The sequence below is a fragment of the Streptomyces sp. NBC_00190 genome, from assembly GCF_036203305.1.
Classification (GTDB): Bacteria; Actinomycetota; Actinomycetes; order Streptomycetales; family Streptomycetaceae; genus Streptomyces.
On sequence record NZ_CP108131.1, the window covers coordinates 6772748 to 6786769 of the forward strand.

Consider the following 14022-nt stretch of genomic DNA (forward strand, 5'->3'; position numbering starts at 1 on the left):
TGCCAGGGCAATCGGCATCACTCGCCCGAGCGAGCGGGAATCGGTCAGGCCTTGCGGGCCGCGAGGCGCGCCGCGCGGGCGGCCAGGCGCTCGTCGAACTTGCGGGCCTCGGAGTCCAGGCCGTTCATGAAGAGGCCGAGCTCCTCCTGGGCCTTGTGGCCCTCCGGGCCCAGGCCGTCGATGTCCATGATCTTCAGGAAGCGGATCACGGGGCTCAGTACGTCGTCGTGGTGGATCCGCAGGTTGTAGACCCCGCCGATCGCCATCTGCGCGGCCATCCGCTCGAAGCCGGGCATGCCGTGTCCGGGCATCCGGAAGTTGACGACGACGTCCCGTACGGCCTGCATGGTCAGGTCCGGGGCGAGCTCGAAGGCCGCGCCCAGCAGGTTGCGGTAGAAGACCATGTGCAGGTTCTCGTCCTGCGCGATGCGGGCCAGCATCCGGTCGCAGACCGGGTCACCGGACTGGTGGCCGGTGTTGCGGTGCGAGATGCGGGTGGCGAGCTCCTGGAAGGCGACGTACGCCACCGAGTGGAGCATGGAGTGGCGGTTGTCGGACTCGAACCCCTCCGACATGTGCTGCATCCGGAACGCTTCCAGCTTGTCCGGGTCCACGGCGCGCGAGGCCAGCAGGTAGTCGCGCATCACGATGCCGTGGCGGCCCTCCTCGGCCGTCCAGCGGTGCACCCAGGTGCCCCAGGCGCCGTTGCGGCCGAAGAGCGAGGCGATCTCGTGGTGGTAGCTGGGGAGGTTGTCCTCGGTCAGCAGGTTCACGACCAGCGCGATCTTGCCGATGTCGGTGACCTTGGACTGCGCCGGGTCCCAGGCCTCGCCGTCCTCGAAGAATCCCGGGAAGTTCCGGCCGTCGCTCCACGGGACGTACTCGTGGGGCATCCAGTCCTTGGTGACCTTCAGATGGCGGTTGAGCTCCTTTTCGACCACCTCTTCCAGCGCGAACAGCAGCTTGGCGTCCGTCCACGCCTCCGAGCTGCCGAGGTGGGGAGAGGTGATCGTCACGGGTACTCCTGGGTGCAAAGCGAATTACCTACGGTTCCGTAGCCTACGGAGTCGTAGGTTAAGCGCGACATTAAGACCCAGCCAAGCCCCACCCCTGCCTATGTCCGGTTACGTCCGGTTATCTGTGCAGTTTGGGGCGGGTTCGAGCGTGAATCGACGAGCCAAACTCATGCCGGCAGGTGGTCCGCGGCCCCCGCCTTGACGGCGGATACGGGCTCGCGGAGGGCCTCGATCGAGTCGGTGACGCGCGCGGCGGACACCGCCCGAGGCGCTGCAGCCGAGCTACTCGACAGGCCGGCCGGGCGGCGCCCACGGTGCGGGCACCGCCCGCCCCGTCAGTGCCACAGCGTCTCCCGGACCTCCTCGGCCGTGGTGGGCCGCAGGTCGCCGTCCAGCAGCAGCCACCGGGTGATGCCGATCGACTCCAGGAACGGCACGTCGTGGCTGGCCACCACGAGTGCTCCCTCGTACGACTCCAGCGCGTCCGTCAGCTGCCGCACGCTCGCGAGGTCCAGGTTGTTCGTCGGCTCGTCCAGCATGAGCAGCTGCGGAGCGGGCTCCGCCAGCAGCAGCGCCGCCAGCGCCGCGCGGAAGCGCTCGCCGCCGGACAGGGTGCCGGCCGGCCGGTCCGCCCGGGCGCCCCGGAACAGGAAGTGCGCCAGCCGCGCCCGGATCAGGTTGTTCGTGGCCTGCGGGGCGAACCGCGCCACGTTCTCCACCACCGAACGGCTCTCGTCGAGCACGTCCAGCCGCTGCGGCAGGAACCGCGTGGTCACATGGGTGACCGCCGTGCCGGACTCCGGCGCCAGCAGCCCCGCCACCGTCCGCAACAGCGTGGTCTTGCCCGAACCGTTGCGGCCCACCAGTGCGATCCGCTCCGGGCCGCGCAGCTCCCACTCGCCCCGTACGGCTGCCCCGTGGGGCAGGCGCAGGTTGCTCAGGGTCAGTACGCGCCGGCCCGGCGGGACCTGGGTGGCGGGCAGGTGGATCCGGATCGCGTCGTCATCGCGCACCGCCTCCACCGCGTGGTCCAGCCGCTCCTTGGCCTGGGCCAGCTTCTCGGTGTGCATGATGCGGTGCTTGCCCGCCGATTCCTGTGCCGCCCGCTTGCGGGCGCCCATCACGATCTTCGGCTCGCGCTTGGTGTCGTTCATCTTCTGGCCGTAGCGCTTGCGCCGCGCCAATTTGAACTGGGCATCGGCGAGTTCGCGCTTCTGTCGCTGTACGTCGGCCTCCGCGACCCGGACCATCCGCTCGGCCGCCTCCTGTTCGGCGGCGAGCAACTCCTCGTAGTCCGTGAAGTTCCCGCCGTAACAGCGGACTTCGCCGTCGTGCAGATCGGCGATCTGGTCGACCCGCTCCAGCAGCTCCCGGTCGTGGCTGACCAGGACCATCACCCCGGTCCAGGACTCGACCGCCGCGTACAGGCGGCCCCGGGCCCGCAGGTCCAGGTTGTTGGTGGGCTCGTCCAGCAGCAAGACGTCGGGGCGCGCGAGCAGCAGGGCGGCCAGCCGCAGCAGTACGGACTCGCCGCCCGAGAGTTCGCCGACGGTCCGGTCCAGGCCGATGCGGACGAGACCGAGCTGGTCGAGCGTGGCCCGCGCCCGCTCCTCGACGTCCCAGTCGTCGCCCACGGCGGCGAAGTTCGCCTCCGTGGCCTCGCCCGCCTCGATGGCGTGCAGGGCGGCCCGGACGTTGCGGATGCCGAGGGCCTCGTCCACGCGCAGCGCGGTGTCGAGGGTGATGTTCTGGGGGAGGTACCCGACACTGCCCGCGACGGACAACTGGCCCTTGGAAGGGGCCAGTTCACCGGCGATGAGCTTCAGCAGGGTGGACTTCCCGCAGCCGTTGAGCCCGATCAGGCCGGTACGGCCGGGGCCGACGGCGAGCTGGAACCCGTCGAAGACGGACGTTCCGTCGGGCCAGTCGAAGGAGAGCGCGGAGCAGGTGACATAGGCAGGGGCGTGACTCATGGAGGCCTCCAGGTTGCGTGAGTGGTGAATGCAACGCGGGGAGACAGTCGACGCCCGGATGGCGTGTCGCTGTCTCGAACCTCAGATGAGCAATGTCCTGCTCCGTTTCGACGGCAATGGGGCGATCACGAAGCTACGGACGGCCGGAGCCGCCCGCAAACGAATTAAGGGACCGGTGGCTCCGGTGGCTCAGCAGGTGTCGCGCATCAGCTCGGCCAGGCTGTGGTCCATGTCGAGGTAGAGGTGCTCCAGGCCCTCCGGAACCACGGCCCGAGAGCGCTCCAGGAACCGGTGCAGCTCCGCCGTCGCCATGAGCACGATCGCCACGCCCTCGGGTGCGTGGAATTCGATCGTGGTCCGCTCGGCGTCGTACGGGCGCACGCGCACGTCGCCGGAGCCCGACGGGCGGTTCAGTCCGGATTCCAGCAGCTCGCGCGCGAAGGTCCAGGAGACCTCGACGCCCTCCAGCGTGGCCGGGGCGGGGAAGGCCATGCGCACGGCGAACGGATCCGATCGATCGTAACAGAGAGTGACGGGAATGGTCTCGACCTTCGGCGCGGTGGCGACCAGACGGGCCTGTACGGCCTGCTCGATGACAGTGATCAAGGCTCACTCCCTTGCGGCGGATCTGCTGCCGGGCTGTGGGGTGAAACCCGGCAACCCGATAGACGCCGGAATCGGCAAATCCGTGCATGGGAGGTGACGTGAGCTGTGTCACCGATTGGCCGGAACATGCCTGTGTGATCGCACAGAGTGACCATCAGGGAGGCGTGATGACGGGAAGATCAGTCGGAATGACAGGTTCCGGAGAGGTCGCAGAAGGGCTGGTTACCGCTCACTCCACAGGCGCAAAGCATGGCCCGGGTCTCTTTGCGGACGGTGCCGTCCGGACTCGTCACGCTCAGGTCGCCGCGCAGCACGAGCCGGCCGGCCCGGTCGCGTGCGACGGTGGTCGGCCGGTCCGGCTCCTCGGCCGGGCCGTCCGTGAGCCGGTACTGGAGCGCCCCCGAGGGGCAGCGCCGGATCACCTCGGCGACCCGCTCGGGATCGGCGCCGTCCGGCTGGACCCAGGGGCGACTGCCCGAGTCGAACACCTCGGGCAGTCCTCGTACGCACTCGGCGGCGTGCAGGCAGCGGCCGGTCTCGTAGGTGACGGTGACGAGCTTGCCGTCGTAGGCCTTGGGCTCTTTTGAGGGCATGGGCCCAATCTAGGAAGGCGGGGCCCGCGACGCACCCTGGACGACGAAACGGGGGTGCGTTAGCTTCCGGCGCCATGAGACTTCTGGGAGTTGGCATGTGCGCGGCGGGTTTGGCGGTGGGGCTGCTGGCGGCGCCCGCTCAGGCATCCGCCGGGGCGTCGGCCGGGTCGTCCGCTCGGGCATCCGCGGGAGCGGAGCCGGCCGAGGCGGAACTGCGCGGTGCGCGATGGGCGTTGAAGGGCACCGGGAAGGACGTCCGCTTCCGGGGACTGTCGGCCGTCAGCCGGACCACGGCCTGGGTGGCCGGCTCCAAGGGAACCGTCCTGCGCACGGTCGACGGAGGCCGCACCTGGGGCGACGTCTCGCCGCCGGGCGCGGCCGCGGAAGGGCTGGAGCTGCGCGACATCGAGGCCTTCGACGCGCGCCGCGCGGTCGCCCTGTCGATCGGTGAGGGCGAGGCCTCCAGGGTGCTGCGCACCGAGGACGGCGGCGCCACCTGGACCGAGGCCTTCCGCAACCCCGACCCGCGCGCGTTCTACGACTGCCTCACCTTCTTCGACTCCCAGCACGGGCTGGCGATGAGCGACCCGGTGGACGGGCGCTTCCGCATCCTGTCGACCGACGACGGCGGGCGGAGCTGGCGGGTGCTGCCGGGCGAGGGCATGCCGGCGGCGCTGCCGGGCGAGGCGGGCTTCGCGGCGAGCGGCCAGTGCCTGGTCAGCGCGGGCCCGCGCGACGTCTGGCTGGCCACGGGCGGCGGGGCGACCGCGCGGGTGCTGCACTCCGCGGACCGCGGCCTGACCTGGCGGGCCACCGAGTCCACCGTCCCCGCGGGCGACCCGGCGCGGGGCGTCTTCGCCCTCGCCTTCCGGGACCGTACGAGGGGCCTCGCGGTCGGCGGCGACTACCGCGCCGGGCAGGCCTCCCCGCAGGCCGCGGCCGTCTCCTCCGACGGGGGCCGCAGCTGGCGCCAGGCGGCGGCCCCGCCGCCGGCCTACCGCTCCGGCGCGGCCTGGTACCCGTACAGCGGCGGCACCGCGCTGGCGGTGGGTCCGACGGGCACGGACGTGACGGCGGACGGCGGCCGCAACTGGCGGCCGCTGGACGCCGGGTCGTTCGACACGGTCGACTGCGCCGCGGACACCGGCTGCTGGGCGTCGGGGGAGAAGGGGCGGGTGGCCCGGCTGGAGCGCCGCTGATCAGCCGGTCGCGGTGAACCGGTCCATGCCCGGGTAGCGGCCGGGGGCGAAGCCCGCCGCCCGGTAGACCGGTTCGCCGTCCTCGCTGGCGTGCAACTGGACGTAGCCGATGCCGATGCCCTCCAGCCAGCCGACCAGTCCGTCGACGATCGCCCGCCCGTGGCCGCGCCCCCGGGCGGGCCCGTCGGTGACGATGCCGTCGACGTAACCGCGCCGGCCGTCGGTCCACCGGGGGCTCGGCAGGTGGTGCGTCACCCAGGCCATCCCGGTGGCCAGCAGCGGCTCACCGGGTGCGCCGCCGACTACCAGGCAGCGCATGCCGGGGCGTTCGCCGACCCGCTCGGCGAACCAGTCGTACGCGGTCTGCCGCCAGGCGGCGTCGGCCGGCCCCGGGTCCACCCCCAGGGAGGCGAGCGCGACGGCGCGCAGCCGGATCAGCTCGGGTATGTCGCCGGGGGCCGCGAGCCGGGGGCTGACGGGGGCGGTCATCTCTGTCTCCTTTGTCGGACGGTGGGCGACGGCTCCGGGGCCGGGGCCTCACGCCACCGGGTTCTCGCGCACCGTCGCGAGGTCCGCCGACGTCTTCGTCGCGATGAACTCCGTGATGCGGTAGGAGCAGACGCCCGCCACCGTGAACGGGTCCTCGGAAGCGATCTTCTCGATCTCCGCCCGGGAGACCCCGCCGGCCAGGATCACACCGCCGTCGCGCGGCACCTTGCGGCCCGACGCGAGGAAGACGCCCGCGGCGTAGTGGCCGTCCAGCCAGGCGATGTGGGCGTCCATCTCGTCTTCGACGGCTTCGATGGGCGCGATGTAGCTGAGCTCCATGACGAACATGATCGCCAGGCTACTCTCGCTCCATCATGACGAGTGCGAAGACCCCCGCCGACGAGGCCGAGGCCCGGGCGATACAGGACGAACTACGCCATCAGGTCGTGCTCACCGAGCCCGGCCCGCCGCCCGGGCGCGGGCTGGTCGCGGGAGTGGACGTCGCCTACGACGACGAACGCGACCTCGTCGCCGCCGCGGCCGTGGTGCTCGACGCCGCCACCCTGGAGGTCGTCGAGGAGGCCACCGCCGTCGGGCACGTCAGCTTCCCCTACGTGCCCGGGCTGCTCGCCTTCCGCGAGCTGCCGACGGTCCTGGCCGCCCTGGACTCCCTGACCGCCGCGCCCGACCTCGTCGTCTGCGACGGCTACGGGCTCGCCCACCCCCGCGGCTTCGGCCTCGCCTGCCACCTCGGCGTGGTCACCGGGCTCCCGGCCATCGGGGTCGCCAAGAACCCGTTCACCTTCACCTACGAGGAACCGGGCGCCCGGCGCGGCGACTTCGCCCCGCTGGTCGCCGCCGACGGCGCCGAGGTCGGCCGGGCGCTGCGGACCCAGGACGGGATCAAGCCGGTCTACGTGTCCGTCGGGCACCGCGTCTCGCTGGACAACGCCTGCGCCCACGCCCTCGCCCTCAGCCCGCGCTTCCGGATCCCCGAGACCACCCGGCACGCCGACTCCCTGTGCCGCCGCGCCCTGCGCGAGGCGACGGGGTGACGGGGGCGACGGGGGGACAGGGGGACAGGACGACGGGCTGACGGGTGGCCCCGGGATGCGTCAGCGGGCGTCCGCCACCCGGAAGGTGATCCCGGCCTTCTGCAGGCGGGTGATCAGCGCGTCGCCCATCGCCACGGCCGTCGTCAGCTGTCCGGCGGCCTTCGGCAGGGCGTCGTAGGCCAGGCAGAGCGCCGACTCCGCCAGCATCTTCGCCGTCTCGCCGTACCCCGGGTCGCCGCCCGACACCTCGGTGAGCACCCGCCGGCCGCCGCCCTCGCCCACGAACCGCACCGTGAACCAGCTGCGCGCCCGCCGCTCCGCGTCGGGCCCCTGACCCGGTTCCCAGCGGTTCATCAGCCACCGCCGGACGGGCGGGACCTGGGCCAGGGCCACCGTCGCGCCCAGCGCCGCCGTCCCGCCCACCGCGACCGGGAGGTGCTTGACCGACGCGTAGTGCCGGTAGCGGAAGTCCGGGCCGTACCGCTCCAGGGCGGCGGCCGACCGGGCCACGATCGCCGGGTCCAGCGTGGGCAGCGGCAGCGCCCAAGTACTGGTCTCCCGGCTGAACCGCGGCGGCCCCACCGGTCCCCGTGCCCGCCGCCCCAGCAGCCGGGGCTCGTGCAGCCGGCGGGCGTGCGCGGCCGCCAAGGTCTGCGGCCCGCGGCTGAGGGCGGTCAGCGCGGAGGCCAGGGTCCCGCCCGAGAACAGCGCGTTGGACCGCATGAACCCGTCGACCGTCAGGGGGACGCCCTCGGGCAGCCGGCCGACCGTGAAGTACGCCCCGAGGTCGGCCGGGATCGAGTCGAAGCCGCAGGCGTGCACGAGCCGCGCCCCGGTCTCCCGGGCCCGCGCGTCGTGTTCGACGTACATCCGGTCCACGAACTCGGGTTCCCCGGTGAGGTCCAGGTAGTCCGTGCCCGCCTCCGCGCAGGCGGCGACCAGTTCCGCGCCGTACCAGACGTACGGGCCCACGGTGGTGGCCAGTACCCGTGTGGACGCGGCCAGTTCGCGTACCGCTCCGGTGTCGGCCGCGTCCGCCCGCAGCAGCGGGAGCCCCGCACAGGCCGGATCGATCACGGCGAGCCGGTCGCGCAGCCGCTCCAGCTTCGCGAGGTCCCGGCCCGCGAGGGCCCACCGGCAGTCGGCGGGGGCGTGCGCGGCGAGGTACTCGGCGGTCAGCGCCCCCACGAACCCGGTCGCGCCGAAGAGCACGACGTCGTAGGCCCGTTCCGGATTCTCCGCGGCCTGCGGACGGTCCTGCCGAACCCGTGCGTTCATGAAACCGCTCCTCCCAGCTGATGTCGGTGGCCGAGGCTAGCGTGACGCGCATGCGGCAGCGGACGGCGCCCCGGGAGCAGGCCCGAAAGGGGCCGGTCCCGGGGCGCCGTGTCGGACACCCGCGGTCGGGTCAGTTCTTGGCGTAGAAGCCGAAGGTGTCGACGACCAGGTCGGTGGACTGGTAGCCCATGTTCCAGAAGTCGATGACGTTGTTGGTGCCGGAGCTCCCCTGGACCAGGTTGGGGACGGTCTTGCCCGGGGTCCAGTTGAGGTTGGAGGAGTTCGGCGGGGTCGGCCAGGTCTCCCAGCCGCCCTCGTAGGCGCTCCAGGAGTTCGGGTCCGGGGAGACGGTGAGGAAGCCGGTGCCCGCCGTGTTGGTGACGGTGGCGTTGAGGACGAGAGCGGTGACGTTCGGGTCGCCGCCACCGACGCGGCCGTAGATGTAGCCGCGGCCCTCCAGCGGACCGCTCCACTCGCGGGTGTCGAACCAGCGGTTGGGGAAGGAGCGGATGAGCGCGCTCTGGCTGTCGGGGCTGTAGTAGCCGACGACATCGACCACCACGTGGGTCCCGGCCCAGGCACCGTTGCGGATGCTGATCTTGCCGTCCGGACCGATCGGGACGATCACCGAGTTGGCGATGGTCTGGCCCGCCGTGAAGTTCAGGTTCGACGCGGTCGGGGCCTGGCTGCCGGAGGGGTAGACGTTCAGGTGCCCGTCCGACTTCGGCTCGGTGACGGTCACGTTGAGCGCGACGGCCTTCGCGGTCGACGGGACGCCGGCGCGCCCGGTGATCTGGGTGCTGAAGCTGCCGTAGCCCGCGACCTGGCCCTGGCCCGTGCCGAGGCCCTCGCGGGTGTCGACGACGCGGCTCGGGTCGACCGAGGTGTAGCCGCTGGCCGCGGTCTTGGAGAAGTAGCCCGTGACGTCGGCGATGAGGTCGATGGCACCGTCGCCGTGGTTGTAGATGTCCACGTAGCCGTTCTCGCCGACCGACGCGAGCACCAGGTTCGGGACGGTCTGCCCCGGGGCGTAGTTGACGTTCGAGGTGGTCGGCAGGTCGCCGCCCTCCGCGTACACGCGGACGTGTCCGGCCTTGGTGGGGTTGGTGACGGTGACGTTGAGGGCCACCGCGGTCACCCCGGCCGGGATCTGCGCGGCGCCGGCGACCTTGACGCGGGCGGTGCCGTAGGCGGGCACCTTGGTCGAGGCCCCGCCGGTGCGGGTGTCGAGCAGACGGGTCGGGGCGTGCGGGGTGAACTCGTTGCCCGCGGTGCGGACGACGATCTCGTTGGTGCCCCGGAGGGTGGTGCCTTCGATGAGGCTGACCTTGACGGTGTAGACACCGGCATGGGCGTAGGTGTGGTCCAGCGACTGGGCGGTCGGGTAGGCCGGCGTCGACGACGTCTGGCCGTCGCCCCACTCGATGACCGAACTGATCGAGGCGTTCGGGTCGGTGGTGAACGTCATGTCCAGCTTGATCGCGTGTGCGCTGGTGGCCCCGGCCTTGAGGTCGACCGTCGGGTCGACGGTGGCCGTGCCCTCGGTCTGCGGAGCGGCCTGCTTGCCGCCCTTGGCGGCCGGGTGGACCGTCTTGGACGCCGGGCTGGAGAAGGTCTCGGCGCTGAACGCCTTGGCCTTGGCCGCGTTCAGGTCGAGGTCGGGAACGGCGACCCCCTGGCTGCCCGTCCCCTTGGCCCCGCCCGGGCCCGTCGCGTTGGCGACGCCCGGGACGAGACCGACGCCGGCCGCGACGATGGCGGCAGCGGAAAGCATGAGTCGGCGATTGCGCACCGGCCCCCCCATTTTCTGTTAACGCTTGAACAGGTTCGAAAGCTCGCTCAGAGTACACAGACCCCGGGCAGATGATCAGTGGATATTCGTGGCTGAAAACGGCAGTTCCCCGACGCGTGCGGCTCCCCGCCCGCCTGGTGTGGTTTTGCCCCGAATGCCTCACCGGGCTCCGCTAGCGTGGGAGGCGATCGACTGGAGGCGCCGATGAAGTCCGCAGTGCGCACGTGGGAGGCGGTACGGGAGTTCGCCCGCGGGCTGCCGGAGGCCGCGGAGGACCACCCGTGGGGTCCGGAGGACTGCGTGGTGAAGGTCAACAAGAAGATCTTCGTCTTCCTGGGGAACGCCGACGGACCGCAGCCGCCCGGCCTGGCCGTCAAGCTCACCGACGAGGCGCTGCACGGGCACGCGATGGCCGCGCCCGGCGCGGAGCCCACCGGATACGGCCTGGGCCGGTCCGGCTGGGTCTCCGTTCCGCTGGGGGAGAAGGGGGCGCCCTCCGTGCAGGTGCTGTGCGAATGGGTGGAGGAGAGCTATCGCACCGTGGCCCTCAAGCGGCACGTCAAGGAGCTGGACGCCCGGATCCAGGCAAATGGCTAAGCGCTTGCTCTTGTGCTGAGTGGAACACGTTCCTAGCATCGCTGGTGTTACATCAGTTGTGTCACACCGTGCGGCTAAGGATGCTGGGGGCTCGATGGCAGTGACAGGTAACGGCCCGCTCGCGGGGCTGCGCGTCGTCGAGCTGGCGGGCATCGGCCCCGGCCCGTTCGCCGCCATGCTCCTGGCCGACCTGGGGGCGGACGTCGTACGGGTGGACCGGCCCGGCGGGGGCGGGCTCGCGGTCGATCCGGCCTACGACATCACGAACCGCAACAAGCGTTCCGTCCTGCTCGACCTCAAGTCGGCCGACGGCCCGGCCCGGGTCCTGGACCTCGTCGAGCGGGCCGACGTCCTCATCGAGGGCTTCCGCCCCGGCGTCGCCGAGCGGCTCGGCGTCGGCCCGGCCGACTGCCACGCCCGCAACCCGAAGCTGGTCTACGGCCGGATGACCGGCTGGGGCCAGGAGGGCCCCCTCGCCCACACCGCCGGGCACGACATCGCGTACATCGCCGTCACCGGGGCGCTGGGCATGATCGGCAACCCGGGCGAGCCCCCGGCGGTACCCGCCAACCTGGTCGGCGACTACGCGGGCGGCTCGCTCTACCTCGTGATCGGCGTCCTCGCCGCGCTCCAGCACGCCCGTACCCCCGGCGGCGCGGGCCAGGTCGTCGACGCGGCCATCGTCGACGGGACCGCCCACCTCACCGCCATGATCCACGGGATGATGGCGGCAGGCGGCTGGCAGGACCGGCGCGGGGCCAACCTCCTCGACGGCGGCTGCCCCTTCTACGGCACCTACGAGACCTCCGACGGCCAGTACATGGCGGTCGGCGCCCTGGAGCAGCAGTTCTACGACACCTTCACCGAGCTCCTCGGCATCAAGGAGCAGGCCCCGGCCCGTAAGGACCTCGCCCGCTGGGGCGAACTGCGCGAGGCCGTGGCCGCACGGTTCAAGTCCCGTACGCGCGAGGAGTGGACGGAGGTCTTCGCGGGTACCGACGCCTGCGTGGCGCCCGTGCTCTCGCTGCGCGAGGCCCCGCACCACCCGCACCTCGCGGCCCGCTCCACCTTCACCGACTTCGGCGGGATCACCCAGCCCGCCCCCGCGCCGCGCTTCTCGGCGACCCCGGCCGCCGTCACCGGCGGCCCCGCCCAGCCCGGGGCGGACACCGAATCCGTGGCCCGCGACTGGGACGTACCGGGCCTGACCGGGAAGGGTGCCTGATGGAACTGTCGATGATGCTCGACTACGCGGGCGATCCGCGCCGGGCCGCCGACGAGGCGGCGGCGCTGGAGTCGGCCGGCCTCGATGCCGTGTGGGTCGCCGAGGCGTGGGGCTTCGACTCCCCGACGATCATGGGCTACCTCGCCGCCCGCACCGAGCGGATGAAGATCGGCTCGGCGATCCTCAACGTCTACTCGCGCACCCCCGGCCTCATCGCCCAGACGGCCGCGGGCCTCGACGCGGTCTCCGGCGGCCGGGCGCTGCTCGGCCTCGGGGCCTCCGGTCCGCAGGTCGTGGAGGGCTGGCACGGCAAGCCGTACGACAAGCCGCTCGGCCGGACCCGCGAGACGGTCGAGCTGTGCCGCCGCATCTGGCGCCGCGAGACGATCGACCACCACGGCATCACCGACATGCCGCTGCCTCCCGAGAAGGGCGGCCGGCACGGCAAACCGCTCAAGATCCTCACCCGGCCGGTGCGTGACGCCGTCCCCGTCTACATCGCCTCGCTCGGCCCGGCCAACGTCCGCCTGACCGCCGAGATCGCCGACGGCTGGCTGCCGACCCTCTTCATCCCGGAGAAGGCCCGAGCGGTCTGGGGCGCGCCCCTCGCGGAGGGTGCGGCCGAGCGGGCGCCGGAACTCGGCCCGCTGCGGACCGTGGCGGGAGGCCTGCTCGCGATCGGCGAGGACGCGGCCGCCGTACGGGACCTGGCGCGCCCGCAGATCGCCCTGTACGTCGGCGGCATGGGCGCCGTCGGCAAGAACTTCTACAACGACCTCGCCGTGGCCTACGGCTACGAGCGGGAAGCGAAGAAGATCCAGGAGCTGTACCTCTCGGGGCGCAAGCGCGACGCCGCGGCCGCCGTCCCGGACGAGTTCTGCGAGCTGATGACGCTGTGCGGGCCCGAGGGCTACGTACGCGAGCGTGTCGAGGCCTTCCGCGAGGCGGGCGTCACGATGCTCAACGTCACGCCCGTCGGTCCCGAGCCGGCCCGGCTGATCGAAACCGTCAAGAACTGGCTTTAAGGAGCCCCTGATGCAACGCCGGATCTTCGACGCCGACCACGAGGCGTTCCGCGAGACCGTCCGCACCTTCCTCACCAAGGAGGTGCTGCCGTACTACGAACAGTGGGAGAAGGACGGCATCGTCAGCCGCGAGGCCTGGCGGGCCGCCGGCCGGCAGGGGCTGCTGGGCCTGGCCGTCCCGGAGGAGTACGGGGGCGGCGGGAACACCGACTTCCGCTACGCGGCCGTGATCGCCGAGGAGTTCACCAGGGCCGGCGCCCCCGGGCTCGCGATCGGCCTGCACAACGACATCATCGGGCCCTACCTGACCTCGCTGGCCACCGAGGAGCAGAAGCGCCGCTGGCTGCCGGGATTCTGTTCCGGGGAGACCATCACCGCCATCGCGATGACCGAGCCGGGCGCGGGCTCCGACCTCCAGGGGATCCGCACCAGCGCCGAGGACCGCGGCGACCACTGGGTGCTCAACGGCTCCAAGACCTTCATCTCCAACGGCATCCTCGCCGACCTGGTCATCGTGGTCGCCAAGACCACCCCCGAGGGCGGTGCGCACGGCCTGTCGCTGCTGGTCGTCGAGCGCGGCGCGGACGGTTTCGAGCGCGGCCGCAACCTCGACAAGATCGGCCAGAAGGCGCAGGACACCGCCGAGCTGTTCTTCCACGACGTCCGCGTTCCCAAGGAGAACCTGCTCGGCGAGCTGAACGGCGCCTTCGTCCACCTGATGACCAATCTCGCGCAGGAGCGGATGGGCATCGCGATGGCCGGCATCGCGGCCGCCGAGTACCTGCTGGAGATCACCACCCAGTACGTCAAGGAGCGCGAGGCCTTCGGCCGGCCGCTGTCCAAGCTCCAGCACATCCGGTTCGAGATAGCGGAGATGGCCACCGAGTGCGCGGTCACCCGTACGTTCCTCGACCGCTGCATCACCGACCACGCGAACGGCGAGCTGGACCACGTACACGCCTCGATGGCCAAGTGGTGGGCCACCGAGCTGCAGAAGCGCGTCGCCGACCGCTGCCTGCAACTCCACGGCGGATACGGATACATGACCGAATACCGGGTCGCGCGGGCCTTCACCGACGGCCGCATCCAGACCATCTACGGCGGCACGACCGAGATCATGAAAGAGATCATCGGCCGCTCCCTCCTCGGCTAACGCTCAGACCTCCCCGAAAGG

The 14022-nt window shown here is 71.8% G+C and carries 14 protein-coding genes; 6 read left to right on the forward strand and 8 right to left on the reverse strand.

Annotated elements, in window-relative coordinates; translation table 11 throughout:
* Positions 1 to 44 precede the first annotated feature (44 nt).
* From OG429_RS31805 to OG429_RS31820, 4 genes are all read right to left on the reverse strand, one after another.
* Positions 45 to 1016, reverse strand: a complete 972-nt coding sequence (locus OG429_RS31805; protein ID WP_328928693.1) for an acyl-ACP desaturase — start codon at positions 1014 to 1016, stop codon at positions 45 to 47.
* A gap of 335 nt (positions 1017 to 1351) precedes the next feature.
* On the reverse strand, positions 1352 to 2989 hold the full coding sequence (locus OG429_RS31810) for an ABC-F family ATP-binding cassette domain-containing protein (RefSeq protein ID WP_328928694.1): 1638 nt from the start codon (positions 2987 to 2989) through the stop codon (positions 1352 to 1354).
* A gap of 189 nt (positions 2990 to 3178) precedes the next feature.
* The gene (locus OG429_RS31815; protein WP_328928695.1) at positions 3179 to 3595 is read right to left on the reverse strand and encodes an SsgA family sporulation/cell division regulator; all 417 of its coding nucleotides are present in this window, start codon (positions 3593 to 3595) and stop codon (positions 3179 to 3181) included.
* A gap of 179 nt (positions 3596 to 3774) precedes the next feature.
* A complete protein-coding gene (locus OG429_RS31820; protein ID WP_328928696.1) occupies positions 3775 to 4188 on the reverse strand; it encodes a (4Fe-4S)-binding protein in 414 nt (137 codons plus the stop codon).
* Between the two features lie 95 nt (positions 4189 to 4283).
* Here OG429_RS31820 and OG429_RS31825 point away from each other — a divergent pair, with 95 nt between their 5' ends.
* A complete protein-coding gene (locus OG429_RS31825; protein WP_328928697.1) occupies positions 4284 to 5387 on the forward strand; it encodes a WD40/YVTN/BNR-like repeat-containing protein in 1104 nt (367 codons plus the stop codon).
* On the opposite strand, the gene OG429_RS31830 is transcribed toward OG429_RS31825, so the two are convergent.
* Both OG429_RS31830 and OG429_RS31835 read right to left on the reverse strand, forming a co-directional pair.
* A complete protein-coding gene (locus tag OG429_RS31830; protein ID WP_328928698.1) occupies positions 5388 to 5876 on the reverse strand; it encodes a GNAT family N-acetyltransferase in 489 nt (162 codons plus the stop codon).
* A gap of 48 nt (positions 5877 to 5924) precedes the next feature.
* Positions 5925 to 6224, reverse strand: a complete 300-nt coding sequence (locus tag OG429_RS31835; RefSeq protein WP_328928699.1) for a YciI family protein — start codon at positions 6222 to 6224, stop codon at positions 5925 to 5927.
* A 26-nt stretch (positions 6225 to 6250) separates the two neighbouring features.
* Between OG429_RS31835 and OG429_RS31840 the strand changes: the two genes are divergently transcribed.
* The gene (locus tag OG429_RS31840) at positions 6251 to 6931 is read left to right on the forward strand and encodes an endonuclease V (protein WP_328928700.1); all 681 of its coding nucleotides are present in this window, start codon (positions 6251 to 6253) and stop codon (positions 6929 to 6931) included.
* A gap of 60 nt (positions 6932 to 6991) precedes the next feature.
* On the opposite strand, the gene OG429_RS31845 is transcribed toward OG429_RS31840, so the two are convergent.
* Both OG429_RS31845 and OG429_RS31850 read right to left on the reverse strand, forming a co-directional pair.
* On the reverse strand, positions 6992 to 8209 hold the full coding sequence (locus OG429_RS31845) for a saccharopine dehydrogenase family protein (RefSeq protein ID WP_328928701.1): 1218 nt from the start codon (positions 8207 to 8209) through the stop codon (positions 6992 to 6994).
* Between the two features lie 130 nt (positions 8210 to 8339).
* Entirely contained in the window at positions 8340 to 9983 is a 1644-nt protein-coding gene (locus OG429_RS31850) for a hypothetical protein (RefSeq protein WP_328928702.1), read from the reverse strand.
* Between the two features lie 222 nt (positions 9984 to 10205).
* Here OG429_RS31850 and OG429_RS31855 point away from each other — a divergent pair, with 222 nt between their 5' ends.
* The 4 genes from OG429_RS31855 to OG429_RS31870 all read left to right on the forward strand — a co-directional run bounded on the left by OG429_RS31855 (position 10206) and on the right by OG429_RS31870 (position 14001).
* A complete protein-coding gene (locus OG429_RS31855) occupies positions 10206 to 10598 on the forward strand; it encodes an MmcQ/YjbR family DNA-binding protein (protein WP_328928703.1) in 393 nt (130 codons plus the stop codon).
* Positions 10599 to 10692: 94 nt separating this feature from the next.
* A complete protein-coding gene (locus OG429_RS31860; RefSeq protein ID WP_328928704.1) occupies positions 10693 to 11823 on the forward strand; it encodes a CaiB/BaiF CoA transferase family protein in 1131 nt (376 codons plus the stop codon).
* Positions 11823 to 12848: an LLM class F420-dependent oxidoreductase gene (locus OG429_RS31865; RefSeq protein WP_328928705.1), complete on the forward strand. Its 1026-nt coding sequence runs from the start codon at positions 11823 to 11825 to the stop codon at positions 12846 to 12848. Before OG429_RS31860 ends, OG429_RS31865 begins: the two co-directional genes overlap by 1 nt.
* Positions 12849 to 12858: 10 nt before the next feature.
* The gene (locus tag OG429_RS31870) at positions 12859 to 14001 is read left to right on the forward strand and encodes an acyl-CoA dehydrogenase family protein (RefSeq protein WP_328928706.1); all 1143 of its coding nucleotides are present in this window, start codon (positions 12859 to 12861) and stop codon (positions 13999 to 14001) included.
* The last annotated feature ends 21 nt before the right edge of the window (positions 14002 to 14022 follow it).

Excerpts from the sequence above, each read along its gene's own strand:
- OG429_RS31870 (WP_328928706.1), top strand. The coding sequence starts at position 12,859 with ATGCAACGCCGGATCTTCGACGCCGACCACGAGGCGTTCCGCGAGACC.
- OG429_RS31855 (WP_328928703.1), top strand. The coding sequence starts at position 10,206 with ATGAAGTCCGCAGTGCGCACGTGGGAGGCGGTACGGGAGTTCGCCCGC.
- OG429_RS31820 (WP_328928696.1), bottom strand. The coding sequence starts at position 4,188 with ATGCCCTCAAAAGAGCCCAAGGCCTACGACGGCAAGCTCGTCACCGTC.
- OG429_RS31825 (WP_328928697.1), top strand. The coding sequence starts at position 4,284 with ATGTGCGCGGCGGGTTTGGCGGTGGGGCTGCTGGCGGCGCCCGCTCAG.
- OG429_RS31810 (WP_328928694.1), bottom strand. The coding sequence starts at position 2,989 with ATGAGTCACGCCCCTGCCTATGTCACCTGCTCCGCGCTCTCCTTCGAC.
- OG429_RS31860 (WP_328928704.1), top strand. The coding sequence starts at position 10,693 with ATGGCAGTGACAGGTAACGGCCCGCTCGCGGGGCTGCGCGTCGTCGAG.
- OG429_RS31830 (WP_328928698.1), bottom strand. The coding sequence starts at position 5,876 with ATGACCGCCCCCGTCAGCCCCCGGCTCGCGGCCCCCGGCGACATACCC.
- OG429_RS31845 (WP_328928701.1), bottom strand. The coding sequence starts at position 8,209 with ATGAACGCACGGGTTCGGCAGGACCGTCCGCAGGCCGCGGAGAATCCG.
- OG429_RS31840 (WP_328928700.1), top strand. The coding sequence starts at position 6,251 with ATGACGAGTGCGAAGACCCCCGCCGACGAGGCCGAGGCCCGGGCGATA.
- OG429_RS31835 (WP_328928699.1), bottom strand. The coding sequence starts at position 6,224 with ATGTTCGTCATGGAGCTCAGCTACATCGCGCCCATCGAAGCCGTCGAA.
- OG429_RS31865 (WP_328928705.1), top strand. The coding sequence starts at position 11,823 with ATGGAACTGTCGATGATGCTCGACTACGCGGGCGATCCGCGCCGGGCC.
- OG429_RS31850 (WP_328928702.1), bottom strand. The coding sequence starts at position 9,983 with ATGCTTTCCGCTGCCGCCATCGTCGCGGCCGGCGTCGGTCTCGTCCCG.